We start from the raw sequence: 24,741 nt of genomic DNA, 5'->3' as shown, positions 1-24,741 counted from the left end.
GCTTGAATCCAGCGAGAAGATCGCCGGCCGAGCGCCTGACCGCGATCATGAGCCCGCGATGAAGCTGTCCTGGTAGCCCGGGTCCTCCACCGCGAGCGCGGCCGCGGTGGCCGAGAGCGGGCGGGTCGTGTCGAGCATGACCGCGAGCTCGCTCGTCTCGCGGGCCCCGAGGCTCGCCTCGTACGCGCCGGGGTGCGGCCCATGCGGGACGCCGGCCGGATGGTGCGAGATGCTGCCGGGGCCGACGCCGCGGCGCGAGGTGAAGTTGCCGCGGCAATAGAACAGAAACTCGTCGCAATCGACCGACGCGTGGGGGTACGGGCACGGGATCGCCTCCGGGTGGAAGTCGGTCGGGCGCGGCACGAAGCTGCAGACGAGGGCGCCGCGCGCGGCGAACGTCCCGTGCCAGTCCGGAGGCAGGTGCACGAGCCCGACGCGCGCCTGGAAGCGCTGGATCGGGAACGCGAACGGGTACACCGCCCCGTCCCAGCCGACGACGTCGAGCGGCGAGCGCCCCGTGGCGAAGCCGTGGAAGGCGCCGCCGCGCTTGACGACGAGCGCGCGGAGGCCCTCGTCGAGGGGGCCGACGAACGTGGGCCGCCGGAAATCACGGTGCGAGTACGGCGCGTCCATCCGCAGCTGGCCGACCTCGTTGCGCCACCTGCGCGGGAGGTGGATGTCCGCGGCCTCGATCGAGAGCCACCGCTGGGGCGCGGCGTCCGGCAGGAAGCGGTAGAAGAGCCCCTTCGGGATGACCACGTAGTCGTCCTGCTCGAAGCGGAGATCGCCGAGCATCGTGCGCAGGACGCCGCCCCCGTGGAAGATGAAGAACAGCTCGTCGGCGTCCGCGTTCGCGAAGTACACCGGGTCGGCCGCGTCCGGCTGGACGAGCCCGATCACCACGTCGTCGTTGAAGAGCAGCGGCACGCGGCAGTCGACGGCGGGCCCGCCCCGCCGCGGCAGATCCTGCGACCGGTAGTGCCGCTTCGCCAGCGGGCGCGCCGGCGCGGCGACCGGCAGCGTGAAGCCGTGCGCCGCCTGTGCGATCCGGTGCTCGTGCGGCCGGCGCTCGTGGTAAGCGATCGTGTAGGGGCCGTCGAAGCCCGCCCGCGTCAGGCACTCCTCGTAGCGGAGCTCCCCCGCCTCGCTCCGCAGGGCGATGTGGTGCTTGGGCGGGACGATCCCGGCGACGACGCGATCGAGCATCAGCCGTGCCCCGCCTTCTGCTGCCGCTCGATGCTCTCGAACAGCGCCCGGAAATTGCCGGCGCCGAAGCCGCGGTCGCCCTTGCGCTGGATGAGCTCGAAGAAGAACGGCCCGGCGTCGGGATCGCGGTGCGTGCCCGACGATTCCTTGAGGAAGATCTGGAGGAGGTAGGACCTCGCGCCGTCGCCGTCGACGAGCACCTCGAGCTCCCGCAGCGCCGCCACGTCCTCGTCGATCTGCCCGATGCCGAGCCGCTGCAGGCGCTCGGGCAGCATGTCGTAATAGGCGGCCGGGGTCGGCATGAACTCCACGCCCCGGCCGCGCATCGCGCGCACAGCGGCGAGGATGTCCTCCACGGCGAGCGCCGCGTGCTGCACCCCGTCGCCGCGGTGCTCCTCGTTGAAGACGTTGATCTGCGAGCTCTTGAAGTGCGGCCGGTAGGGCTCGTTGTTCGCGAACTTCACGCCCGAGGCCGGGTCCCACATCACCGCCGAGCGCAGGCCCGAGCCGTGGTCCATGTCCTTCGCCACGTCGTTCGTGTGGAACGCGATCTGCCAGAACGGCTCGAGCCCGAGCACGTGCTCCATCCAGAGAAGGGCGGGCGCCATCGTCTGGAAGTTCGAGGTGATGTGATCGAACCGGGCGATCCCGAAGCGGTTCTCGCCGCCGCGCGGCGCGTCGTACGCCACGCAGCCGGGGAACAGCGCCCGGTACCCGCGCCGCTCCACGAAGCGGAAGGTGGTGTCGCCGAACGGCGTCGTGATCGAGAACGACGCGAACGCGCCGCCCTCGTCCGTCGCACGCTGGATCTCGTCGATCGGCGTGCCCCCGCGGCCGTCGAGCAGCCGGAAGGCGCGGTCGATGTCCTCCACCTCGAAGATGACCGTGCCCACGCCGTCGGGGTGCTTGCGCAGGTAGCGCCACGCCCGCCCGCCCTCGCCGATCGGCTGCGAGCAGACGATGACGCACTCGCCGGCCTGGAAGACGACCGACTGCTGCGCCGCCGCCGCCGTGAGATCCGGCGAGCTCGCGGCGATCTCCTGGAAATCGAGCTTCTCCGTGTAGAACCTGCGGCTCCGCTCCAGGTCGCGCACGTAGTAGTGCAGCGCCTCCACCCGCTTGATGCCGATCGACTCCACCTTGGCGCTCATCCGGGTACCACCCGCTGCGCGATGCGCCCGAACAGGCTCTCTCCCACCCGATTCAGCATCTCGATCATGATCGTGTCTCCTGGCTTCATGAAAGGCGTCGTGGCCGCCCCGTCCGAGAGGATCTCGAGCATGCGCTTCTCGGCCAGGCACGACACGCCGCGCGCCGGATCCCGGTTCGAGACGGTGCCGCTGCCGAGGAGCGTCCCCGCCGTGAAGGCGCGGGTCCTGGCGATGTGCTCGACGAGCTCGAAGAACGAGAAATGCATCTCCGGGCCGGCCTCGGGATCACCGATGAGCGCGCCGTTGTAGGTCGAGCGGAGCCGCAGGTGGACGCGCCCGTCGCGGAGCGCGTCCCCGAGCTCGTCGGGCGTGATCGCGAACGGCGAGAACGCGGTGGCGGGCTTGGAGCAGAAGAAGCCGAACCCCTTCGCGAGCTCGGCGGGCACGAGGTTGCGCAGCGTCACGTCGTTGGCCAGCAGGAAGAGGCGGATGTGCCGGTGGGCCTCTTCGCGGCGCGTGCCCTGCGGGGTGTCGCCGAGGACGGCGCAGACCTCGGCCTCGAAGTCGAGGCCCCAGGCCTCGTCGCGCAGGACGATGTCGTCGGTCGGGCCGAGCAGGACGCCGGAGCCGCCCTGGTACACCAGCGGATCGGTCGTCAGCGTCTCGGGGGGCTCGGCGCCGCGCGCCCTGCGCACCAGCTCGATGTGGTGGATGTACGCCGAGCCGTCGACCCACTCGTAGGCGCGCGGAAGCGGCGCGGCGAGCTCTTCCACGACGAGCGGGGTCACCGCCGCGTCCCCCCGCTCGATATCGACCGCGATGCGGCGGAGCGCGGGCTCGGCGCGCTCCCAGTCGTCGAGCGCGGCCTGGAGCGTGGGAAGGGCGGCGCCGGCGGGTGCGTAGGCGAGGCCGTCGCGGCGGACGACGACGAGCGTGCCGTCGCGGCCGGGGCCGCGGAGAGAGGCGAGCTTCATGCGCGTGCGAGCTCCCCGTGGCGCCCCGGCAGTCGCTTCGTCTCCGCCGGACAAGCAGGAACCCCGTCGCGCCTGCCAGGGCTCGTCCTCGTTTGGGCGCTGTGCACCGAGTAACCGGTCGAACGGATCCGCATGAACACCGGATTGGATGGTTTCACGACGCCCCACGATCCCGCGCGGCGCGCCATGGAGATGATTGCAACGATTTCGTACCCGATCCGTCTGGCTCGCGGCATAGGCATACGCGCCTATGCCGCGGATCGAGGGCGCGAAACCCCATCGCCCTGGGGATCACTTTTGCAGCTGGACGCCGAGGAACAGGGCGTTCCCTTTCGCCCCCGACAGATCGCTTCGTTGATAGCCGAGCGCGACACGCGCCGCGTGCCCCTCGATGATGTAGCCCAGCTGGGCATCGATGAGCAGATAGGCGTCGGCGTTCTTCGGCTTCGCTTGTTGCAGTCGGACCAGAGGCTGCAGCTTCCCGACGCCGACGTTGCTCGGCGTGAGGTAGCTCGCGAGCGCAAAATAAGAATAGTCGAACCGCTCGAAGTCGCCGAAGTACTTGTAGAACGCGCCCTCGAGCGTGAGGGTGCCCGCCGCGCCGAGGTTCTTCTCGAACAGGAGGTCGGCGTTGACCTCGCCGTAGGTGTCCTTGCGCGGGATGCCCGCGGGCTCGCCCGTCGCAGGGGGCGGCAGCGATTCGACCGAACCTTCCTTCTGCACCTCACCCGCCACGCCGAGCGCGAGGATGCTCTTCTCCCCGAGGTACGTGGCCTTCTGGTAATAGGCTGGCTCCGGGTCGAGCAAGCTCAAGTTGAGCCTCGCTGTGTAGAGCGGGCTCACCGAAGAGTCATGCAGGTTGAAAGCCCCCACGTAATACTTGAACAGGCCGCCCGCCGCCTTGCCCCAGGCGGTCACCCCATCGTTGCGCCCGAAAGGCCCCTGCCTCGGCCCGATCGGCGGCGCATAGGGCTCGAAGAATCCGGGATAGTTCCACGGCCCCATCGACCACGGCCCGGAGAAGGCGGAGCGATCCGACGGCACGATCATTCGACCGAGCCAGACGTTCAGAAGATCATGGAACTGGAACTTGGCGATGACGTCACGGATGGCCGCGCTGCCCGTGATGTTGCCCCCGGTCGGGGTCGGCCCGAACTGAGCGACGATCGCGCCCTGCAGGCCGATGAACCGGTTGATTTCGCCTGAAACCATCAGATCCAGCTCTCCGTCCCCGAGCAGCCGGTCCATCTTCTCGCGCGCGCCGGGGTTCTGTAAGCGACCTCCGACGCGGGCCCAGGCCGCGACGCTGACCGGCTTCTTCCATGGCTCCTTGTCGGCCGGTGGTGCCGTCGAAGCTGGACTGGGCCCGGCAGCGCCCTGCGGCGCCGGCGCGCCGGCCTGGGCTTCCGCGGCCGGCGCCGGCGCCGCGCTCGCGTCTGCAGCGGGGGCCGCGCTCGTCGGAGCTTCGCCCGTGGGCGCCGGCTGCGCCTCGGGCGGCGGTTGTGCCCGTGCCGAGCTATGGAAGGAAGTGATGCCGAGGATGACGGCCAAGAACCCTGCGCCGACCTCGCCCCGGCGTCTCGCCGCTCTCGTCTGTGTGCTCATGCGTTCTCCGTGTCAGGCCATCCGAGGCCTTGAAGCTCTCCGCCGCGCTCGCGCCCCTAGCCGATCTCGTACACCGTGAGCCGCACCCGGTCGGCCAGCCGCTCGCCCACGGACAGGGCCAGCACGGCGTTCAGCCGCAGGAGCCCTGGCGCCGAGGTGCGCATACGGATGGCGGTGCGGAAGTAGTAGAGCCCGGGGTCCACGGCCTCGCCGCGCCCGAGCGCCGCCAGCACCTCCGGCGGCCCGGCGCGGACGCCTTCGGAGAGGATCTCCACGGTCCCGTGGCCGGCGATGTCGAGGATGTAGTGGGCGGAGATGTCCATCCGCCCGTCGGCCCAGATCGTCTGCCAGTCGCCGCCCGGCAGCACCCGCCCCTCGAGGCCGCCGGACACCGTGCCGCCGACAATCGGGATGAAGCGCCGGCCGGGCGAGCCAGGATTGACGGTGACCGGCGGGTCCACCGCCACCTCGAGCGTCATCAGAGGGATGAGGGGAGGGCTCACGCGCGGGGCTCCGAGGCGCGCTTCAGCCCGGTCAGCACCTTGTAGCGGGCGGCGATGGCCTCCAGCTCGCCCGGGGCGAAGACGTCCTCGATACGCTCGAATCCGTCGGGCGCGCGGTCCTGGGTGATCTGCATGCACTGCTCCGGACCGTTGCCGCGATTGGCCGCGACGATGGCGGCGGTGGCGGGCAGGCGCTCGGCCTCGTAAGCGGCCAGCGCTTCCACGGGATCGGCGTGGGCGGCGAGCGCGCGGACCAGGGCGCGGGCGTCCAGGATGGCCTGGCTCGCCCCGTTGGAGCCGATGGGATACATCGGATGGGCGGCGTCCCCCAGCAGCGTCATGCGCCCATGGCTCCAGCGCGGCAGCGGATCGCGGTCGACCAGCGGGAACTCGTAGATCGCCTCGGCGTTCCGGATCAGGCCGGGCACATCCAGCCAGTCGAAGCGCCAGGCCTCGAACCTGGGCAGGAAGTCGGCGGGCTCGCCCCGCCGGTTCCAGTCCTCCCGTCGCAGGCTCTCGGCCATGGCGAGCTCGGCGATCCAGTTGATCGTCTGTCGGCCGTCCGGCCCCGGCGGGGAGATGGGATAAGCGACGAACTTCTGGTCCTGATGCCCGGCCATGATCATGCTGGCGCCGGTGAGGAAGGGCATCGCCAGGCTGGTCGCCCGCCACAGGATGCGGCCGCCATAGACCGGCGGCCCCTCGTCCGGATAGAGGCCGGCGCGCGCCGCCGAATGGATGCCGTCGGCGCAGATCAGGAGATCGGCTGAAACCGTCCAGGCCACGCCCTCGCGGTTGAGGAAGCGCGCCACGATGCGGCCCTCGCCCTCTTCGTGGGCCAGGAGGCGCCGGTCGCAGATCACCCGGTCTGTGCCCAGCCGCTGGACGGCGGCGTCGAACAGCACGCCTTGCAGGGCGCCGCGGTGCAGGGAGATCTGCGGCGCGGCGTGACCCGCGAAGCGGCCGCGCGGCTCGCCCCAGATGCGCTGGCCGAAGCGGTTGAAATAGACAAGCTCGCGGGTCGCCACCCCGTGGGCCATCAAGACCTCGATAAGGCCCAGCTCGTCCAGCACCTCTCCGGCGTGGGGCAGGAGGTTGATGCCGACCCCGAGCGGCAGGATGGTGGGCACGGCCTCGAACACCGTCACCTCATGGCCCGAGGCGTGTAGCGCCAGAGCTGCGGCCAGGCCGCCGATCCCGGCGCCCGCGACGATTACCTGCATGAGTCCTCCCGAAGACATGCGGCCCGACGCCGCACCTCATTGAAGCCGCCGCCAAGCGGGCGAAGCGCGCGACGAGCGGCACCGCCAGCGCCAGCAGCAGCCAGTCCTCTCGAACGATCCAGCGGGCGGCGCCCCTCGGGACCGCGCAGGCCGGAGGCCCCGCCGCCCGGAGGACGCCCGGCGCGCGGACGGGCGCCGATCGCCCCCGCCCTTTCCTCAATCACCGGCATAACGTCCACGAACGGTCATCACCGCCGCGGCCACCCCGGCCGACAGGACCACTGGCACCATGGCCATGGCCACGCCCGCGGGGCCCCAGCCCTGGCCCAGCAGGTGGCCCGCCACCAGCGGTCCGCCGATGGAGCCCAGCCGGCCGGCGGCGATGGAGGCGCCGGTGGCCAGCCCGCGCGCCCGCGCCGGGTAATAGAGCGGGATGATGCCATAGAGCGAATATTGCGCCCCCAGCAAGAAGAAGCCCGCCAGGCCGGCCAGCACCAGCACCGGAAGCAGGCTGTTGGCCCCCGCCAGCCCGAACAGCGACAGGGCCAGGGCGGGATAGGCCGCGATGATGGGAAGGCGCGGCCCGAACCGGTCCACCAGCAATCCGATGACCCCGCAGCCGATGACGCTGCCGACATTGAACGCGAAGGCGGCGCCAGCCCCCCCCTTTCCGCCCAGGCCCTTGGCCGCCACCAGCGACGGCAGCCAGTTGAGCAGCAGATACAGCACGAGCAGCGTCATGCCGAAGGTGAACCAGGCGAGCAGCGTGACCAGCAGCCGGCCACCGCCGAACAGCGCCTGCCCCCCGGCCGGCCGCTGGGCGCCGCCGGCCGCTGCTGTGCGGCTGTCGGGCATCAGCCGCGCCATGATCGGCAGCAGCACCAGCGGCAGCACGCCGCCGGCCACGAAGATGCTGTGCCAGCCGAACCGCGCCAGGAAGCCGGCCGCGAACAGCGCCGCCAGCGCGCCGCCGGCCGGCATGCCGCTGAACATCAAGGTGGTGGTGCGGGTCCGCCGATCGGGCGGGGCGATTTCCAGGGCGATGGCCACCAGGGTGGGCATCGCCGCCCCCAGCCCTGTCCCGGCCAGGAGCCGGTAAAGGCCCAGCGACACCGGTCCTCCCGCCACCACGGTGGCCATCGTGAACAGGCCGAACACGCCGACGGACATCATGAGCAGCGGCTTGCGGCCCATGCGGTCCGCCATCCAGCCGCCGGCCAGCGCGCCGCAGACCAGCCCGACCATGCCGGCCCCGAACACGACGCCCGCCTGCCCGGGTGTCAGGCCCAGGGCGGGGATCAGCAGGGGGGCGGCCACGCCGATGGCCTGGATGTCGAACCCTTCCAGCAGCGCGATCAAGAAGCACAGCGACAGCGTGACGGCGCCGCGCGGCGCGTGAGGGGGCGATGCGCCCATGGGGAAACCTCCCGTTTCGTTCCCGTTGCCCGGGATGGTTGCAGCTGGCCGCAGCCGGATCGATGCGGTGATTGAACGTAGCCGGTGGAGCGTGACGGACCCGAGGTGACTGCGACGACTTCGTACCCGAGCCCTCCGGAGCGGGGCATAGGCATACCCGCCTATGCCTCGAGGCGAGCCGTCGTCAGGCGACAGGATTTTTGCTGCCGCGATGGGGGTCGGGGCGGAGGCGGGCGCGGTGGCTGCAGGATCGTTGACGCGCATCTTCGTCGAGAGCGTGGGGCGGTGCTCTCCCAATCCGCTCTCGCTCTTGCGCCGACTCGCGGCCAACGTCCCGCGCTGGCCGATGGTCTTCATGGCGAGGAAAACAGCGCAAGTCACCTGACGCGCTCAGCGACGAGGAGAGGAACAGAGGGACGAATCACACAGTGTGTGAGTGCATGGGAGGGCAATGCCAGGACGCCTGCCGGTGCGCCGCGGCGCGCGGCGGTCCGGGCGGCGCAGCGCCGGCAGCGGCCGTCGTCCGGCGGGTTCACGGAACCGCGCCCGGGCTGAGCTCGACCAGCGGCTCTGCCTGTGGATGCGTGATGGGGTCACCGCGGCCGACACCCGGAGGAGCTCTTGCTCTACGCTCCCCCCCGATGCCTAGCGACGCTCCTGCTGATCTCTGCTCGCTCGCCTTCACCTGCAGCGTCGACCCGCTGCTCTTGCTCGATGGAAGCGGTCGGATCCTGGCCCTGAACCCCGCCGCCGAGCGCCTCTCGTCCACTCCCGGGGCGACGGCGCGGGGGAGGCCCGTCGATGAGGTCCTGCGGCCCGATGCGCCCCTCGGCGCGCTGCTCGAGCAGGTGCTCCGCGATCGCGCCCCGCGCGCCCTTCCGCCCGACTTCACCCTCCGCCTCGCGAACGAGCGCGCCGTCCTCGCCGAAGGCAGCCTCAGCCCGCTCGTCGACCCCGCGGGCGCGTGCGCCGCCGTGCTCCTCGCGCTGCGCGACGTGACCGAGCAACGACGGGCCGAGCGGGCGGCGTGCGATCAAGGAGCGCGCCTGCGCGCCGCCGTCGAGGCGCTCGACGTCGGCTTCGTCATCTTCGATACCGAGGAGCGGCTCCGCTTCTTCAACTCTGCGTACAAATCGCTCTACCCCGAATGTGCCACCGCCATTCAGGTGGGCAATACGTTCGAAGATGTCGTCCGCGAGGGCTGCCGGCGCGGGATCCACCTCCACAGCGGGCTCGGCGAAGAGGAGTGGGTCGCCGCTCGCCTCGCGGAGCATCGCCGCCCCGGGGACGTCTTCGTGCGGCGGTTCGGGGACCGCTGGATCACCCTCAAGAGCGGCCGCCTCCCCGACGGCGGCTTCGTCGGCCTGCGGATGGACACCACCGCGATCAAGGAGGCAGAGCTCGCCCTCGAGCGCGAGCGGCAGTTCATCCGCCTCGTGCTCGACACCATCCCGATCGTCGTCACGGTCAAGGATCGGAACGGCAAGATGAAGCTCGTCAGCAAGAGCTACGCCGAGCTGTACGACACCACGGTGGAGGGCGCGGTGGGAAAGACCGTTGACGATCTGCCGCGCTCCCACGCCGAGCTCTCCGTCATCGGCGAGATGGACCGGGAGGTGCTCGAGCGCATGCAGCCGGTCTCGAGGGTTCAACCCGTCGCGCGCCCGAACAGCAAGGCGCGGTGGATGTCCGTCGTCAAGGTGCCTCTCGTCGAGCAGGACGGCACGACGCACATCCTCGCCATTGGAACGGACATCACGGCGCAGCGGGAGCACGAGGAGCGCATGACGGCGACCATCGCCGAGCTCGAGCGGCAGAAGCAGGCCATCGCCGGTCAGCTCGCGGTCATCCAGCGCCAGCAGGCGCTCATCCGCGCGCTGTCCACGCCCATCCTCCAGGTCGCCGAGGGCGTGCTCGCCGTGCCCCTCATCGGCGCGCTCGACGACGCCCGCGCGGCCGACGTCACCAGCAAGCTCCTCGACGACGTCGTGCGCACAGGCGCTCGCTTCGCCATCATCGACGTCACCGGCATCGAGAGCGTCGACGCCGCGACGGCCGACCACCTCGTCCGCATCGTCCGCGCGATCCGCCTGCTCGGCGCGAGCGGCGTCCTCACCGGCATCGGGCCCGCCGTCGCCCAATCCATGTGCGGCATCGGGGTCGACCTCTCCGGCGTCACCACACACGGCAACCTCCGCGCCGGCATCGAGGTCTGCCTCCGCGCGCTGGCCGGCCGGCGCTGAGCGATCACGGCGCGACGAGCACTGCTGCCCCGGACATGCGGCCGTTCCGCAGATCGTCGAGCGCCTCGTTGGCCGCCGCCAGCGGATAGACGTTCACCTCCGTCCGCACCGGCACCCGCGGCGCGAGCGCGAGGAACTCCTCGCCGTCCCTGCGCGTCAGGTTCGCCACCGACCGCAGCACCCGCTCGCCCCACAGGATCGAATAAGGGAACGAGGGGATGTCGCTCATGTGGATCCCCCCGCAGACCACGGCGCCGCCCTTGCGTACGGCGCGCAGCGCGGCCGGCACCAGCTCGCCGGCCGGGGCGAAGATCAGCGCCGCGTCGAGCTCCTCGGGGGGCGCCTCCAAGGAAGTGCCCGCCCACTCGGCCCCCATCGACAGCGCGAACGCGCGCGCCGCGTCGTCGCCCGGCCGGACGAACCCGAAGACGCGCCGGCCCTCGAAGCGGGCGACCTGCGCCACGAGGTGGGCGGCGGCGCCGAACCCGTAGATGCCAATCCGCTCCGCGTCCCCCGCCATGCGCAGCGTCCTGTACCCGATGAGCCCGGCGCAGAGCAGCGGCGCGGCCGAGAGGTCCGGGAAGCCGTCGGGGATCGGGAAGCAGAAGCGCGCGTCCGCGACGGCGAGCTCCGCGTACCCGCCGTCGATCTGGTACCCCGTAAAGCGCGCCCGATCGCACAGGTTTTCCCGTCCTGCGCGGCAATACGCGCACACGCCGCAGGTCCAGCCGAGCCAGGGCACGCCAACGCGTGCGCCGCTCGCGAACCGCGGCCCGTCGCCGGGCGCCGGCACCTCCTCGAGGACCTCGCCCACGATCTGGTGCCCGGGCACGAGCGGCAGCCTGGCGTCCGGCAGCTCGCCGTCGACGACGTGCAGATCGGTGCGGCACACGGCGCAGGCGCGCACGCGGAGCAGCACCTCGCCGGGCCCAGGCCGCGGAGCGGGCCGATCCTCCAGCACGAGCGGGCTCTTCGGGGCTCTCAGGACGAGGGCGCGCATGGCTCCGCGCCGAGTATATTGCGGCCCGCGCCCCCCGTCCCGCGGGTGAGCCCAGGAGCTCGCCGCCCCGGCGAGGAGCGTGTCGCCGTCCACGGCGGGACCGCTGTACGGGCCGGGATCTCCCACCCCTTTTCTCGCGCATCGTCTCGAGCAGGTCCAGCACGGCTGCCTCGTTCCGATAGCAATGCACGCCGCGCTTCGCCGCTCGGACCGGCGCTCCGGACGAGCCCCGCCAGCCGTGCCCTCCCTCGCGCTCGAGGATACCCGCGGTCCCGCCGATAGGAGTTGACACTGCGCATGTGAGCGTTCACAATATGCGTCAGCGGGTATCCTTTCGCTTCCCTGCTGGAGGGGTCGCCACGCGCGCCGAGACCTTGATGTTCCGATGGACATCGGCATCGATTCGCTCGGTCGTCGCGGAAGCGAGCAACGGTGAGCTCAATCAAATTGCCCGCGGCTGGAATCGCAGTCCTGGCCAGCAGCAACCTTTGTACAGCAGCGATTACAGCTGCGGTTCATCTGTTGATATAGCATCGCTTTGTCAGAAATGTTTCCCTCTCCCCGCCCCTGACGCACGGCGCTGTCATGTTGAAACCCGGCCCCCTGAAGGGGCCATCCATGCCGCACTCTTGAGAGGTCGAGCCAGGAACGGGTGAGATGTTCCATGCGGATTGCAACTCCTCTCGAAGGGCGAGCTCGGAGCCGTGGATTCGGACGAGCGAGCCTCGCTCCGTCGATGCCTCCGTCCGCCGACGCGGCCGGCGCGCAGGCCGCGCCGCTCGCCTTCGCCGAGGTGTACGAGCAGCTCTTTCCCTTGGTCTTTCGGACCGTGCGCCGCCTCGTCGTGGACGCCTCCGCGCACGAGGACGTGTGTCAGGAGGTGTTCGCCGTCGTGCACCGGCGGCTCCCGGAGTTCCGGGGCCGCTCGTCGCTGAAGACGTGGGTCTTCGGGATCGTGGTCAACGTCGCGCAGGCGCACCGGAGGTCGCAGCGCCGCCAGAGCCCCGCCCACCGCGGGACAGGAGAGATCGTGGATCCCGAGCAGGTCGCGGGGCCGAGCGACCTCAGCCCCTACGAGGCCATGAAGAGGGCGGAGGCCGCGCGCGTGGTGCACGACCTCCTGGCGTCGCTCGACGAGGAGAAGCGCGTGGTGCTCCTCCTCGCCGAGCTGGAAGAGCTTCCGGCGTCGGAGATCGCGCAGGGGATCGGGGTGAACATCAACACCGTGTATGCGCGGCTGAGGGCCGCTCGACAGGCGTTCTCCGACGCGGTGCACCGCCACCACGCCAGGATCCGAGGAGGCCGCCATGGGTGAGCCGGGGGCCGGCGCGCGGGCGCTCCTGAGCGCCCTTTGCGACGCGGACGAGCTGGCCGGCGAGGACAGGCGGCGGATGCGCGCGGCCGCGGAGGGAGCGCGCTGGCCGAGCGCAGGTCGAGCAGGCGCTCGCCCGACGCCGCTCGCCGCCGACCCTGGATTCATACGACCCACCGCGATCTTCACGGCCATGCCCGCACCGGGTCGATTTGATCACGAAAACGGTGTGCTCCGGTCACAAGACAGACCTGCCGATTCCATACGAGGGAGCCGACAATGACCTTCAGATTGGACCGAGTGTTCGCGAGTCCCTGGATCGCTGCCGGGGGATGCCTCCTGAGCATCTCGTGCACTGGCGCCCTCGGGGACGATGGCCCTCCGGAGCAGACTCCGGGGCAGACCCCGGACCAGGGTGCCGCCATCGCTGTAGACAGGATGCCTCTCCACCACATGACAGCGTCGGAGTACAACTCCACCGTCGCCCACCTCCTGGGAACGAGCCTGCGGCCCGCGGACGGATTCCCGGCCTTCGGCGCGAAGGGCTTCGACGCAAACGTAAATGCGCTCTCGAACCTCTCGCAGGTCCTGGTGCAGGGGTATTACGACGCCGCCAGGACGCTCGCCGAGGACGCGTTCTCGGACGAGGCGCAGCGCGCCAAGATCCTCGTGTGCGACCTGGCGGAGGGCGCGGACGACGGGTGCGCGCGCGAGATCATCGAGCGCTTCGGGCTGCGCGCGTTCCGGCGCCCGCTCGACGCGGCGGAGGTCGACCGGTACGCGGCGCAGTACGACGACGCGCGGACCACCCTCGAGATGTCCCCCGTCGAGGCGGCGCAGCACGTCGTCCGGACCGTGCTCACGTCGCCGCATTTCCTCCTCCGGATCGAGCTGGGCCCCGACTCGGCGAGATCGCCGGGCGCCCTCAACGGCTACGAGGTCGCGTCGCGCCTCTCGTACCTGCTCTGGAGCTCGCTCCCGGACGACGAGCTCTTCGACGCGGCGGAGGACGATCAGCTGGCCACCGAGGGCGAGCTCGAGCAGCAGGTGGACCGCATGCTGGCCGACCCGAAGAGCGCCGCCTTCTTCCAGAACTTCTACGGGCAGTGGCTCGGGACCCGCACGCTCCCCAGCCACAACGCCGACACGAGCCAGTTCCCGAACTGGGACGATGAGCTGAAGAGCGCGATGCTCGACCAGGTCAACGAGTACTTCGCCAGCTTCACGACCGGCGGGCGGCCGTGGTCCGAGTTCCTCACGGCGCCCCACCCGGAGAGCCGGCTGATCGAGCCGCTCTATGCGAACGACCCGGAGGGCGTGCGCGAGGGGTTCCTCACGATCCCGGCGTTCCTGACGCTGTCGTCCCGCGCCGACCGGACCTCTCCCACGTCCCGCGCGAAGACGATCTTGGAGCAGCTCTTCTGCGCGCCCATGGTGCCGCCCGCCAACGTGGATATCCCGGAGCTCGGCGCCGCGGACGGGGAGGAGGGCGGCGTCACCAACGTGCGCAAGGAGCTCGAGAAGCACCGCGCGTCGCCCGACTGCGCGGGCTGCCACGACGTGCTCGACCCGATCGGGCTGAGCCTGGAGAACTTCGACCCGATCGGCGCCTACCGGACCCAGTACCCGAACGGCGACCCGATCGACGCGACGGGGGTCTACGAGGGCGCGGCGTTCGAGGACATCTCCGGCCTCGTGCCGGCGCTCGTGGAGGCCGCCCGGACGGGGACGTGCCCCTCCGAGCAGCTCTTCAGCTATGCCCTGCGCCGGCGCCCGAGCGCCGGGGACAGGACCAGGATCAAGGAGATCGCCGCGCGCTGGGGCGGCGGCACGATCGCGGATCTGGCGAAGCAGGTGGTGACCAGCGAGGCGTTCCGCCTTCGAGCGAAGGACAAGGCGCAGTGAGGCCGCACGCGTTGTTTCTGCACAAGACGAGGCACGAAGGAGCGATGCGCACATGAAACGCTTGATGACACGCAGAAATTTGTTGCGCGGCGCGGGCGTCTGCCTGGCGCTGCCGTTTCTCGAGAGCCTCGCGCCGCGCAGCGCGCGCGGCGGGGAGCCCGGCACCCCGAAGCGCTTCTTGCTCTGCACCTTCCCGAACGGGGCGCCCCATCACTGGTGGGAGACGGCCCCGGCGTTCGGAAAGACGCTGAAGGGCGCCGATTTCAAGCTGCCGAGGGTGCTCGAGCACTTCGCGCCGGTGAAGTCGAAGATGCTCATGATAAGCCGCCTCGGCAACTACACGTGGAGCACGGAGCAGCACCCCTACATCGAGCCTTCCCACTCGCGCCTCGGCGCGGCGCTCTCGACCTGCGTGGACGCCGATCAGCTGGGGAGGGAGGCGCGCCAGGACCTCGGCGAGTGGGTGGGCAACGGCGTCTCGGTCGACCAGCTCATCGTCCAGAAGGCAGGCCCGGAGCAGGCGACCCGCATCCCGTCGCTGCAGACGGGGCTCGGCGTCAAGCCCGGCTTCTTCGACCAGCGCAGCTACGCCTACAATCAGGTCCTCTCCTGGAAGAGCGCGCGCGAGCCGCTGAAGCGCTCGGTCAACCCGAAGGCGGTGTTCGACGCGCTCGTCGGCGCGGGCGCGGCGGGGTCCGCGCCAGGGCAGAGCGACGAGGAGGCCAGGATCGAGGCGGAGCGCCGCGCGGCGACCGAGAAGAGCGTCATCGACGGCGTGCTGGCGGACGCGAACTCGCTCATGAACCGGGTCGGCTCCGACGATCGCAAGATCGTCCAGCAATACCTGGACTCGCTGCGCGAGATCGAGAAGAACGCGACCCGCGTCCAGTCGACGATGACCCCGCAGACGGGCCTGGGCTGCAGCCCGATCAGCCAGCCCGGCGTGGTCCCCGAGCCGCCGGGCCAGGCGGAGGGGCTCAACGAGAACGACAACACGGGAGCCGGCCCGTACAAGCACGAAGATCACGCGAAGGTCATGATCGACCTCATCGTCATGGCCATTCAATGCGACGTGACGCGCGTGATCACCCACATGCACGACGACATGCGCTCCGAGTTCGAGTACCGGTGCATCCCGGAGGACGTCCGCGCCAAGGTGGGGCTCGCGTACAGGAGAGAGGCCAGCCTGCACTTCCACTCCTCCCAGCACGCCGCCGGCAACCTCGACCGCGCGACCCAGAACGGCCAGTACAAGATCATCGCGCAGAGCAACCTCGACTACGCGGCGATCAACTGCTGGCTCAACCAGAAGAGCGCGCAGCTCGCGCAGCGGCTCGACGCGATCCCCGAGGGCGACGGCACGGTGCTCGATCACTGCGTCATGGTGCACATGAGCGAGATGCGCTCGCACGACCACGACGGGTACGACCTGCCCATCGTGCTCCTCGGCGGCGACGGCGTCTTCTTGAACGACGCGCACGTCGCCTACGACGCCCTCGGCAACGATCGCCAGCTCCGCGATCTGTGGTTCACCATCATGAACCAGTACTACGGCCTGGACGTCTCGTCGTTCGGCGAGGATCGCCGCGGCGTGAAGAACGCGCTCCTCGAGGAGATCCTGCGGTAGCGCGGTGACCAGCGCGAGCGGGCTCTTCGGGGCGCTCTCGTTAGGCAGATCCTCCGCGCTCGCTCCTACGGCCCGTAGCCAGGCAGCAGATGAGCCCGCGCCGACGCAGCGACCCGCGCCTCGAGGAAGGCCGGAAAGAGCCCGGCCAGCCGCAAGAGAAGCCGATAGACGGGGCTCCCCGCAAACTGCCGGGGCGCCCGATCGACGGCGCGGAGCAGCTCCTTCGCCGTGTACTCGACAGGCAAGCTCACCACGCCGTCGAAGCGGGCGCCGCGGCCGCACGCCGTGTCGGTGTGGGGCGCCACGAACACGACGACCTTGATGCCGAAGCGGCCCACCTCGCCTCGGAGCGCATGCGACCACGCGCCGAGCGCCGCCTTCGTCGCCGAATAGTTGGCCGCCGTCGGCGAAGCGATGATCCCGAGCAACGACGAGACGTTCACGATGACGCCCGAGCGGCGCGCCAGCATCGACGGCAGCAGCGCGCGCGTCACCCGCACCGCACCCCATCCCGCGCCGCGGGTGACGATTTCTGAAAGGTGAGCAGGGGCTGGATCAACTCCGGGCACATGAAGACCTGGGCGCGATGCCTGCCAGGCCGGGCGAGCATCTCTTGGCTGTCGCTTTTTGCTCTGGGTGCGGCCGCGTGGGCCTGCTCTGGGACACCGCACGACGGCTCCGGGAGCGGCGGAGCTCCCCCGATGGATCCTGTTGGCGCGGGCGGAGCGACGCCGGGCGGAGAGGCATCGGGCAGCGACGCCGCCTCCGGGGTCACGACGGGAGCTGGAGGGGCCGGCGGCGCACCGAGCCCGGGCGCGGGCGGCGGCGCACCGAGCGCGGGTGTGGGCGGCGGCCCTGGGACGGGCGGGTCGGGCGCCGTCGAGTTCGGGGCCTTCCCCGGCGCCGAGGGATTCGGGCGGATGGCCACCGGCGCGCGCGGCGGCGACGTCTACCATGTCACCAACCTGAACGATGCGGGGCCCGGTTCCCTGCGGGACGCCATCAGCCAGCCGAATCGCACCGTGGTCTTCGACGTCGGCGGCGTCATCGAGATCGACTCCCGCCTGGTGTTCAAGAACAACCAGACGATCGCCGGGCAAACCGCGCCGGGCGGCGGCATCACCGTGTACGGGAACGGCACGTCCTTCTCCGGCGCCTCGAACACGATCGTTCGCTACGTGCGGTTTCGCATGGGCAAGATCGGCGACTCCGGCAAGGACACCGTCACCATGGCCAACGGGCACGACGTGATCTGGGACCATTGCTCCCTGAGCTGGGGGCGCGACGGCACCTTCGATCTGAACCGGGAGAGCGGGGCGGAGCTCTACAACATCACGCTGCAAGACTCGATCGTCGCTCAGGGGCTCCAGACCCACAGCACGGGCGGCATCGTCAACACGACCGGCACGTCGATCATCCGGTCCTTGTACATCGACAACAATTCCCGTAACCCCAAGGCCCGCGGGACGCTGCAGTTCGTCAACAACGTCGTCTACAACTGGGTCACCTCGGGGTACATCCTGGGCGACACGAGCGGGCGCTCGGACGGGGCGATGGTCGGCAACACGCTGATCCCCGGCCCGGAGACGAAGGGTGGCACCCTGGACAGCCCCACGCCCGAGTACCACCTCTATGCCGTCGACAACTGGTACGACAGCAACAAGGACGGTGTCCTGAACGGAAGCCTGCTCGGCCAGGGGGACTTCGGCTCGGTGACCTGGGAGGCGGCGCCGAGCGTCGAGGTTCCCGACGTGCCCGCGATGAGCGCAGAGGACGCCTTCGACCACGTGATGAAGCACGCCGGGGCGTCTCTCTGGCGTGACGCGGTCGACGACTTCGTCATGGAAGAGCTCGCGTCCCTCGGGACCGATGGCGCCACGATCAGCGACGAGAAGAGCCTCGGTCTCCCCAACACCGTTGGAGAGATCCCGGGGGGCTCTGCGCCCACGGACACGGATCAGGACGGGATGCCCGATGCGTGGGAGGTCTCCGCCTCGCTCGATCCTCACGACCCCGAGGATCGCAATGGCGACCGCAACGGCGACGGCTGGACGAACCTCGAGGAGTACATCAACTCCCTCGTCCCGTGACGCCTCGTGGACGCGCGCGCCTCGCCATGCTCCCTCAGAACGAGACCCCCAGGCTGAGCGCGCCGAGGGCCTGAGCGACGAGCGGAGCGGAGCGCGCTTCATCGACGGCGATGATGGGGCGCGGCAGGAGCGTCAGACAGGTGAGCTCGAGACCGAGGCCCACGCTCGGATGAAAGAAGTACTGGACGCTCAGCCCCGCGTCCGCGGCGAAGCTGAAGAACTCCTCGCTGCGCCCCACGAGCGGCGGCTCGACATGGCCGGTGGCCTGGAGGTGGTAGGCGCCGACGCCAAGGAGCGGCCCCCATTCCCAGTGAAGACCGGCAGCCGTTTGCCCGAGGTTCCAGCTGGCCCGGAGGAGCGCGAGCTCCTGGCGCACCCGGGCGGCGCCGCCTGCTGCACGGAACTCGGCGCCAAAGAGGGGACCGCCGAGGAGCAGGCCGAGACGGAAGCGCTCGTCGAGGCGGGTGTGCGCCTCGATCTGCGCGCCGACGCCGACCCCCACCGGAGGCGTGAAGAGGACGAGCCCTCCCGTGCGCACGTGAAAGCGAGGCGGCTCCCGGGAGAAGCGGAGCACCTCGGGGGCGGGCGGCTGGGCCTCGACGCCGAGCACATCCCGAGCGGGAGCCTGGCCCGGGCCCAGCTCGAGGAGGCTTGCGCGCAGGAGGTCGACGGCGCGCACCGCGAGGAGCATCGGGCCGTCGCTGGAGGGATCGATGAGGAGCTTTCGCGTGGTCGTCTTGCCGGTCACGCGATCCACGATGCACACCTCGGCGGCCGTGCCGCTCCCGTCGCGCCGCAGCGCAACAGCCGCGAAGGCCTCGCTCTCCTGCGCCTCGCGCTCGAGCTCCTCGGCCCCGGGCGATCGCGCGGCGCTCCCGAGCACGATGACCTCGAAGGACTGGAGCGCCAGCTCGGCAGAGAGCCGCCCGAAGGCCTCGAAGAGCGTTGCATCGCGCGGGTCCGGCCGGACGACGAGCACGCGCTGCGCCCACGCCGCTCGAGGGCAGACGAGCAGCAGGAGCAGGACGAGGAGCGTTCGCGCCCGCCGGACCATGGATCAGGGCTGAGCGGCGAGCTGTCGAGCCGTCTTGGCGTGGACCCCGCTCGGATAGAGGCGCAGGTACTCTTGCGCCACCACGCGCGCGGCGGCCGGTCCTTCGAGGCTCTGGATCGTGCGCATCTTCCCCGCGAGCGCTTCGGCGGCGAAGGCGCCGCCCGGCGCCTCGCGAAGGGCCGTCTCGTACCAGGTCCTGGCGCGCGCGGCGGCGCCGCGGCTCTCGTGAAGGCGCCCGAGCAAGAAGGCCGCGCGGCTCCCCGCGGTCGATGCGTAGCGCGAGCGCAGGGCGAGCAGGGCCTGCTCGGCGAGCTCGTTCTGCCCCACGTAGCGAGCGGCGTCGGCCAGGGCGTTCAAGTCGGCGGCATCACAGGAGGTGAGACAGCTCTGCGTGCCCCGCGCCGCGGCCTCCTGGACGACGCGCCGGAACTCGCCCTGGGAAACGAGCTTGCTCCAGGGCGGTTTGGCGCTCGGCGGGGCGACCAGGGCCGCCGGGGTTTCAGCAGAGCTCGGCGCCGGGGGAGCAGCGGGCTCCGGCGGCGGTGCCGCGACCTCGGCGAGCTGTCCCTGCGCCGCGGGAGGCGCGGGCTCGGAGCCTTGCGCCGCCGTGTCGGGGCCCTGCGCCGCCGTGTCGGGGGCTTGAGCCGTCGTGTCGCTGACGTGCAGGGTCCTCGCCTGAGCGTCCCCCACGAAGCGCTGCCCCGCGCGCACGCTCACGGCGCCAGAGCCGGAGTAGCCCTCCACCTCGACCGCCCCCTCGCGCAGGATCACCTCGAGCCGCTCGCGGTCAGCGTCCCAGAGGAGCTCGAAGCGCGTGCCCACCACGCGGACGGCGAAGGGACCCGCGACGAAGCGCCAATCGCTGTTCCCGGTGTGCGTGACCTCGGCTTCGACCCGCCCGCGTTCGACCGAGATGCGGGCGCCACGCTCGTTCCTGGGCTCGTCGATACGAAGCCGCGTCCCTGCAGCGGCCCGGATCCGTGTCTGATCGGAGAACGTGATGGCGGCCGGGTGATCGACCGGTACGCGCACATAGCCGCTCTCGTTCACCGCGCCCTCGACGACGTAATCGAGAGCTCGCTCCGTTCGCCAGAAGAAGAAAACGCCCACCAGCACGCTCGCGGCGAGGGCGAGCGGAGCCACCCAGCGAACGACCACCCGCGCGTTGCTCGAGCGCGCCTGCTCCTCGTCGACACGGCGCAGGAAGGCGGCGCGCGCCTCGCGGCGCTCCGGCTCGCTCAGCTGAGCGGCTCTCTGCAGGAGGGCCGCGACGGGATCGAGCTGTCGTTCGGGTTCGCTCATGGCCGAAATCCTTCACACCGGGACAGGAACTCCTGGAGGGCTGGCTCGCGCGCCTTGAGCAAGAACGCGCGCGCGCTCTCGAGCTCACGGCGCACCGTCGACTCGGACACGCCGAGCGCCGCGGCCGTCTCGAGCATGTCGAGGCCTTGCACGTGGCGCAGCACGAAGGCCATGCGCCGGCGCGTGCTCAGCTTGTCGAGCACGCGGTGGAGGGCGCTGAGCACCTCGCGATGCTCGAAGTCGACGCGCTCGAGGGCGCGCTCGGGGAGCTCTCCGCTCGGGGAAAGGCCCACCCAGCGGCGTATCTTGCGCTTCCTGATCTCGAGCGCTGCCTGCCGCGCCGCCACGGACGCCAGATAGCCACGGAGGGCCCCCCCGTCCTGGATGCGCGCGGCCCCCTGGATCAGGCCCAGGAAGACCTCCTGGACCAGATCTTCGAGGCTCGTGTCGGGACCGAGAGCGCCATACAGCACACCTCGCACGAGACCCGAATACCTGTCCCAGATGACGGCGAGGGCCTCCCGCTCTCCGGCGGCGGCGCCTGCGACCAGGCTCGCGTCCGACCGCTTGTCGGCGGGGAAGCGGGCCAAGGTGGATCCGGGCGGCGGGGCGGAGCGCGTGGGTTGAGCCACTCTCTCGTAGTTACTTGGGGGCGTCCCGAGCCTCCAGAAAAATTCGCCCGCCGCCAGGACGCTGGATCGGAGCAGGTGACTCGGAGCATTTGGGTTGCGCTCCCGGGCGTCGCCCCGCAGCTTTGCCCTGTTCGTCATGCGCCTCTCCTGCCGCACCTGGCTCCTCCGAGCCGCCGCGCTCTCGGCCTTGGCCTGGGGGCTCTCCTGCGAGGATCAGCTCATCCAGACGGCCACCCGACCTCCGGGGAACGCGGGTGTCGGCGGCAGCTCTCCCCCCCTCACGGAGCTCGCCTGCGACGGCGAGCCGCCCGCGGCGGAGCTCCCTCCGGGGGCCGCCTTCGGAGAGGGAGAGGAGCTCGCGAGTTCGCTGCTCGTCAGCGCGAGCTACGGGGCGCTCGAGGGCCCCGGTCTCTCCATCACGGCGCGCGATACATTCCGCGTCTACGTCAACGGGGATCTCATCGCCGCGAGCGAGTCGGCGCGCGCTCCGATCTTCGTGCCCCTCTCCTTGCTTCCGGGAGAGAACGTGATCGCCGTGAGCGTTCATGCCGCCGCGGGGACCCCCGCGGCGCTCGTCCACCTCGACGAGCTCGAGCGCAGCCATGAGAGCGGCAGCGACTGGAAGCTGAGCGCCGCGCCGGAAGGGGACTGGACCGCGCCCGGCTACGACGACAGCGGCTGGACGGCGGCGCGCGAGCTGGGGAGCGCTGGAGATCTGCCGGGCTGTGATCCCGAGGCGGTTTTCCCCTCGAGCACGGCGGCTCGCTGGATCGGGCCCGCGCTCGGGACGAGGGGGCCCATCGCCCTCCGAAAAGTGATACGGATCGAGCCGATCGGCTTTGGCGAGGGCACAACGGGGGGCGCGGGGGCGAAGCCCGTGCTCGTCTCGAGCTGGACCGAGCTCGAGAGCCTCGCGCGCTCGGACGAGCCGGCTGTGCTCTTGCTCGCCGAAGGCGTTCACGACTTCCGCCGCCAGGGATCGGAGGTCCAAAACATCGAGGTCTGTCCCAGCGCCTGCTCGGAGGAGCCCGAGAAGACGTTCTATGAGGTCCTCACCGGGGACGCGACCTGCGAGCGTCCGCTCGTCGGGGCGACGCGGAACCATCGCATCGTCCCGTTCGGTTCCAACAAGACCCTCGTCGGGCTCGGGCGCGGCGCGGCGCTGCCGGGCGTGAACATGGATCTCAACCAGAGCGGGAACGTGATCATCCGCAACCTCGCCCTCTACGATCTGAACTCGAACGTGCACGAAGCGGGCGATGCGTTCACGCTGACGCAAGCCTCCAGGGTCTGGATCGATCACGCGACCGTCCAACGGATCAGCGACGCCTTCGCCGACGTCCACGCGGGCACGAGCGGGGTCACCTTCTCCTACGGCCACTTCGACGGCAGCAACGAGGCCGAGTGCGGCGGCCGCGAGCGCTGGGCCTGCACGATCACCGACGCCGAGGTGACGATGCACCACTGTCGCTTCGATGAAGTGAGGACGCGCGCCCCCCTCGCCACCGGATCCCGAGCGCGCGCCCACCTCTTCAACAATGTGTTCTCGAACATCTCGGACTGGGCGGTCGGCGCCGCCTGTGAGGGGCAGCTGCTGCTCGAGGCGAGCGTGTTCGAGAACGCCGAGGCGGCGACGCGGCGCTCGGACTGCAGCGACGGGACGGGCCGGGGACTCCTCCTGGCCGCCCCTGGCTCGAACCTCTACCGCGACGAGAGCGGCGTTCACCTGGGCGGCGACGGGGAGCCGGCCGATGCCGTCTTCACGCCCCCCTACGACTACGCGCCCGAGCGGGCGAGCGACGCGTTGCCCCAGGTGATCTCGCGCGCCGGAGCCGGAGGGCCCTGGGCGCTGCCGCTCGCGCGCGAGTAACACGAGGCGCGATCACGCTGCGCGCGGACATCGCCCTGATACGACCCGACGCCGCGGTGGTCACCTTGGACGTCCGGGGAGCGTCTCGGCGGGATCACTCATTCATTCATTCAGGAACACGCCCCAGGGAAAACGCTCGCGGGGGCACCTCGAGGCGCCGGGTTGCGGTAAGGTCGTGGGCCGGGCGCAGGCATGGCGGCGCTCGCGGTTGAGCCCGCCCTGTCGCCCCGGCAAGAGCACCCCCATGGCCGATTTGAACGATCCCGCGCGCCTCGCCGAGCTGCACCACGTGCTGCTGCGCGACGACGCGGACGCCATCCTGGACGCCTGCGTCGAGCGGGCGGCAGAGCTCGCCCGGGCGCCGATGGCGCTCGTGAGCCTGGTGGTCCGACACATCCAGCTGTTCCGCGCGCACCGCGGCCTGCCGCCCGACCTGTGCGTCAGCTGCGCGACCTCACGGAGCAGCTCGTTCTGCCAGCTCGTGGTGCGCCACGAGCAGCCGCTCGTGGTCGAGGACGCCGTTCACGACGAGCGCGTGCCCAAGGAGCTGGTGGAGCGTTACGGCATCCGCGCGTACGCGGGTGTGCCGGTGCGGGTGCGCCGGCATGTGGTCGGCTCGCTTTGCGTGATCGACCTCGTCCCGCGCAGCTTCGAGCCGGACGTCGTCGAGGGCCTCCATCGGCTCGCCGCCGAGGCCGGCGCGCGGCTCGAGGCGCTGGAGAGCGACACGCCGCCGCCGAACCGCACCGCGAGGGAGCGACTCGCCCGGTTCGGGCAGACCGCGCGTGCGCTGGAGGGCGCGCTCATGGCCATCGCGCCCGTGATCACCGAGGCGCAGCGCGCGGCGGCGACGCTGCCGGAGTCGCCGCAGATCGCGCCGAGCCAGGACGATCTGCGCGCGGCGGTCGACTGCTACCGGGACATGTTCGCGATCGCGGCCGAGCTCGCCGACGACGCCATGGCCCTCTCGCGCTCCGCTCCGGCCGAGGCCGCGTCCGAGCTCGCCCAGGCGACGCGGTCCCTCACGCGGGACATGGTCGAGATCAGCCCGCTCGTCCGGCTCGCCGAGAGCGTGCTCGGGGGCACGCTCGACGAGGGCGCCGCCGCGAGGGCAACGCACGTCGTGCGGGACGCGTTCGCGGCGCACGAGACCGCGACCGCCGCGGTGCGCCGGATCATCACCACCGTCGAGCGCGCGCGGACAGCGGAGGCGTGGTGAAAGGCCGAGCGTACCAGCTGCTCCGCTCCTGTCTCGGCGACAAGGACCCTCCGAACGCGCGCGACGCGTTCATCTATGCGCGCGTCATCATGCGCGCACGCGTCGTGCCCGAGGAGATCACGCCGACGCTCGACGACCCCGCCATCGAGCGCCGGCTGGAGAGCGCGCTGCAAGACATCGTCCGCCGCGCGTAGCGAGGGGCCGCCGGCCCCTCGCGCCGGCAGGGGCCGAGAGAGGCGCCCACGAATGGGGTGAAGGGTGATCCCGCGAGCGCGAGGAAGCGCGCGGATCGCGCGTCGTGCGGATCGCGCGCGCAGGCGTGCAGGCCTCGGTGACTCTCCCACTTTCACCTTCACCCGTCGCGCCGGGCCTGCTATGCAGCGGATCGCCTTCCTTGCCGATGTCCTCG

At 70.9% G+C, this 24,741-nt stretch carries 20 protein-coding genes; 8 read left to right on the top strand and 12 right to left on the bottom strand.

Going from position 1 to position 24,741, the window contains the following annotated elements:
* Window positions 1-45 precede the first annotated feature (45 nt).
* The 7 genes from ACSRUE_RS23915 to ACSRUE_RS23885 form a co-directional block, all read right to left on the bottom strand.
* Window positions 46-1,206: a homogentisate 1,2-dioxygenase gene (locus tag ACSRUE_RS23915; protein ID WP_441293027.1), complete on the bottom strand. Its 1,161-nt coding sequence runs from the start codon at window positions 1,204-1,206 to the stop codon at window positions 46-48.
* On the bottom strand, window positions 1,206-2,357 hold the full coding sequence (locus ACSRUE_RS23910; RefSeq protein ID WP_441293026.1) for a 4-hydroxyphenylpyruvate dioxygenase family protein: 1,152 nt from the start codon (window positions 2,355-2,357) through the stop codon (window positions 1,206-1,208). The genes ACSRUE_RS23915 and ACSRUE_RS23910 overlap by 1 nt, the downstream gene beginning before the upstream one ends.
* Entirely contained in the window at window positions 2,354-3,331 is a 978-nt protein-coding gene (locus tag ACSRUE_RS23905) for a fumarylacetoacetate hydrolase family protein (protein ID WP_441293025.1), read from the bottom strand. Before ACSRUE_RS23905 ends, ACSRUE_RS23910 begins: the two co-directional genes overlap by 4 nt.
* A gap of 291 nt (window positions 3,332-3,622) precedes the next feature.
* On the bottom strand, window positions 3,623-4,882 hold the full coding sequence (locus ACSRUE_RS23900) for a hypothetical protein (protein WP_441293024.1): 1,260 nt from the start codon (window positions 4,880-4,882) through the stop codon (window positions 3,623-3,625).
* 110 nt (window positions 4,883-4,992) lie between these two features.
* Window positions 4,993-5,439, bottom strand: a complete 447-nt coding sequence (locus tag ACSRUE_RS23895; RefSeq protein ID WP_437766501.1) for a DUF3237 domain-containing protein — start codon at window positions 5,437-5,439, stop codon at window positions 4,993-4,995.
* Entirely contained in the window at window positions 5,436-6,662 is a 1,227-nt protein-coding gene (locus ACSRUE_RS23890; protein ID WP_441293023.1) for a flavin-dependent oxidoreductase, read from the bottom strand. The genes ACSRUE_RS23895 and ACSRUE_RS23890 overlap by 4 nt, the downstream gene beginning before the upstream one ends.
* A 216-nt stretch (window positions 6,663-6,878) precedes the next feature.
* Window positions 6,879-8,078: an MFS transporter gene (locus ACSRUE_RS23885; protein WP_441293022.1), complete on the bottom strand. Its 1,200-nt coding sequence runs from the start codon at window positions 8,076-8,078 to the stop codon at window positions 6,879-6,881.
* A 641-nt stretch (window positions 8,079-8,719) separates the two neighbouring features.
* Here ACSRUE_RS23885 and ACSRUE_RS23880 point away from each other — a divergent pair.
* A complete protein-coding gene (locus ACSRUE_RS23880) occupies window positions 8,720-10,321 on the top strand; it encodes a PAS domain-containing protein (RefSeq protein ID WP_441293021.1) in 1,602 nt (533 codons plus the stop codon).
* A 4-nt stretch (window positions 10,322-10,325) separates the two neighbouring features.
* Here ACSRUE_RS23880 and ACSRUE_RS23875 read toward each other — a convergent pair whose 3' ends face one another.
* Entirely contained in the window at window positions 10,326-11,321 is a 996-nt protein-coding gene (locus tag ACSRUE_RS23875; protein ID WP_441293020.1) for a zinc-dependent alcohol dehydrogenase family protein, read from the bottom strand.
* Window positions 11,322-12,057: 736 nt separating this feature from the next.
* On the opposite strand from ACSRUE_RS23875, the gene ACSRUE_RS23870 reads away from it, so the two are divergent.
* The 3 genes from ACSRUE_RS23870 to ACSRUE_RS23860 all read left to right on the top strand — a co-directional run bounded on the left by ACSRUE_RS23870 (window position 12,058) and on the right by ACSRUE_RS23860 (window position 16,165).
* Window positions 12,058-12,636: an RNA polymerase sigma factor gene (locus ACSRUE_RS23870; protein ID WP_441293019.1), complete on the top strand. Its 579-nt coding sequence runs from the start codon at window positions 12,058-12,060 to the stop codon at window positions 12,634-12,636.
* Window positions 12,637-13,086: 450 nt separating this feature from the next.
* Window positions 13,087-14,538, top strand: coding sequence for a DUF1592 domain-containing protein (locus tag ACSRUE_RS23865; RefSeq protein WP_441293018.1), 1,452 nt, complete (start codon window positions 13,087-13,089; stop codon window positions 14,536-14,538).
* A gap of 64 nt (window positions 14,539-14,602) precedes the next feature.
* Entirely contained in the window at window positions 14,603-16,165 is a 1,563-nt protein-coding gene (locus ACSRUE_RS23860) for a DUF1552 domain-containing protein (protein WP_441293017.1), read from the top strand.
* A 65-nt stretch (window positions 16,166-16,230) separates the two neighbouring features.
* On the opposite strand, the gene ACSRUE_RS23855 is transcribed toward ACSRUE_RS23860, so the two are convergent.
* Entirely contained in the window at window positions 16,231-16,659 is a 429-nt protein-coding gene (locus ACSRUE_RS23855) for an SDR family NAD(P)-dependent oxidoreductase (RefSeq protein ID WP_441293016.1), read from the bottom strand.
* Between the two features lie 207 nt (window positions 16,660-16,866).
* Here ACSRUE_RS23855 and ACSRUE_RS23850 point away from each other — a divergent pair, with 207 nt between their 5' ends.
* A complete protein-coding gene (locus ACSRUE_RS23850; protein ID WP_441293015.1) occupies window positions 16,867-18,255 on the top strand; it encodes a pectate lyase family protein in 1,389 nt (462 codons plus the stop codon).
* Window positions 18,256-18,289: 34 nt separating this feature from the next.
* On the opposite strand, the gene ACSRUE_RS23845 is transcribed toward ACSRUE_RS23850, so the two are convergent.
* From ACSRUE_RS23845 to ACSRUE_RS23835, 3 genes are read right to left on the bottom strand one after another with little or no spacing between them, the layout of a single operon-like run.
* The gene (locus ACSRUE_RS23845; protein ID WP_441293014.1) at window positions 18,290-19,309 is read right to left on the bottom strand and encodes a hypothetical protein; all 1,020 of its coding nucleotides are present in this window, start codon (window positions 19,307-19,309) and stop codon (window positions 18,290-18,292) included.
* A 3-nt stretch (window positions 19,310-19,312) separates the two neighbouring features.
* Window positions 19,313-20,611, bottom strand: a complete 1,299-nt coding sequence (locus ACSRUE_RS23840; RefSeq protein WP_441293013.1) for a FecR domain-containing protein — start codon at window positions 20,609-20,611, stop codon at window positions 19,313-19,315.
* Window positions 20,608-21,243 carry an RNA polymerase sigma factor gene (locus ACSRUE_RS23835; RefSeq protein WP_437943019.1) on the bottom strand — a complete coding sequence of 212 codons (636 nt, stop codon included), beginning with the start codon at window positions 21,241-21,243 and terminating at the stop codon, window positions 20,608-20,610. The genes ACSRUE_RS23840 and ACSRUE_RS23835 overlap by 4 nt, the downstream gene beginning before the upstream one ends.
* Window positions 21,244-21,337: 94 nt before the next feature.
* On the opposite strand from ACSRUE_RS23835, the gene ACSRUE_RS23830 reads away from it, so the two are divergent.
* The 3 genes from ACSRUE_RS23830 to ACSRUE_RS23820 all read left to right on the top strand — a co-directional run bounded on the left by ACSRUE_RS23830 (window position 21,338) and on the right by ACSRUE_RS23820 (window position 24,526).
* Window positions 21,338-23,113, top strand: coding sequence for a pectate lyase family protein (locus ACSRUE_RS23830; RefSeq protein ID WP_441293012.1), 1,776 nt, complete (start codon window positions 21,338-21,340; stop codon window positions 23,111-23,113).
* Window positions 23,114-23,357: 244 nt separating this feature from the next.
* Complete coding sequence (locus ACSRUE_RS23825) at window positions 23,358-24,332, top strand: GAF domain-containing protein (RefSeq protein WP_441293011.1); 975 nt, start codon at window positions 23,358-23,360, stop codon at window positions 24,330-24,332.
* Entirely contained in the window at window positions 24,329-24,526 is a 198-nt protein-coding gene (locus tag ACSRUE_RS23820) for a hypothetical protein (RefSeq protein ID WP_157906899.1), read from the top strand. Before ACSRUE_RS23825 ends, ACSRUE_RS23820 begins: the two co-directional genes overlap by 4 nt.
* Window positions 24,527-24,741 lie beyond the last annotated feature (215 nt).

Source organism: Sorangium sp. KYC3313 (genome assembly GCF_052075895.1).
Taxonomy (GTDB): domain Bacteria; phylum Myxococcota_A; class Polyangia; order Polyangiales; family Polyangiaceae; genus Sorangium; species Sorangium cellulosum_B.
This window is presented reverse-complemented; position numbering and strand designations above follow the sequence as displayed.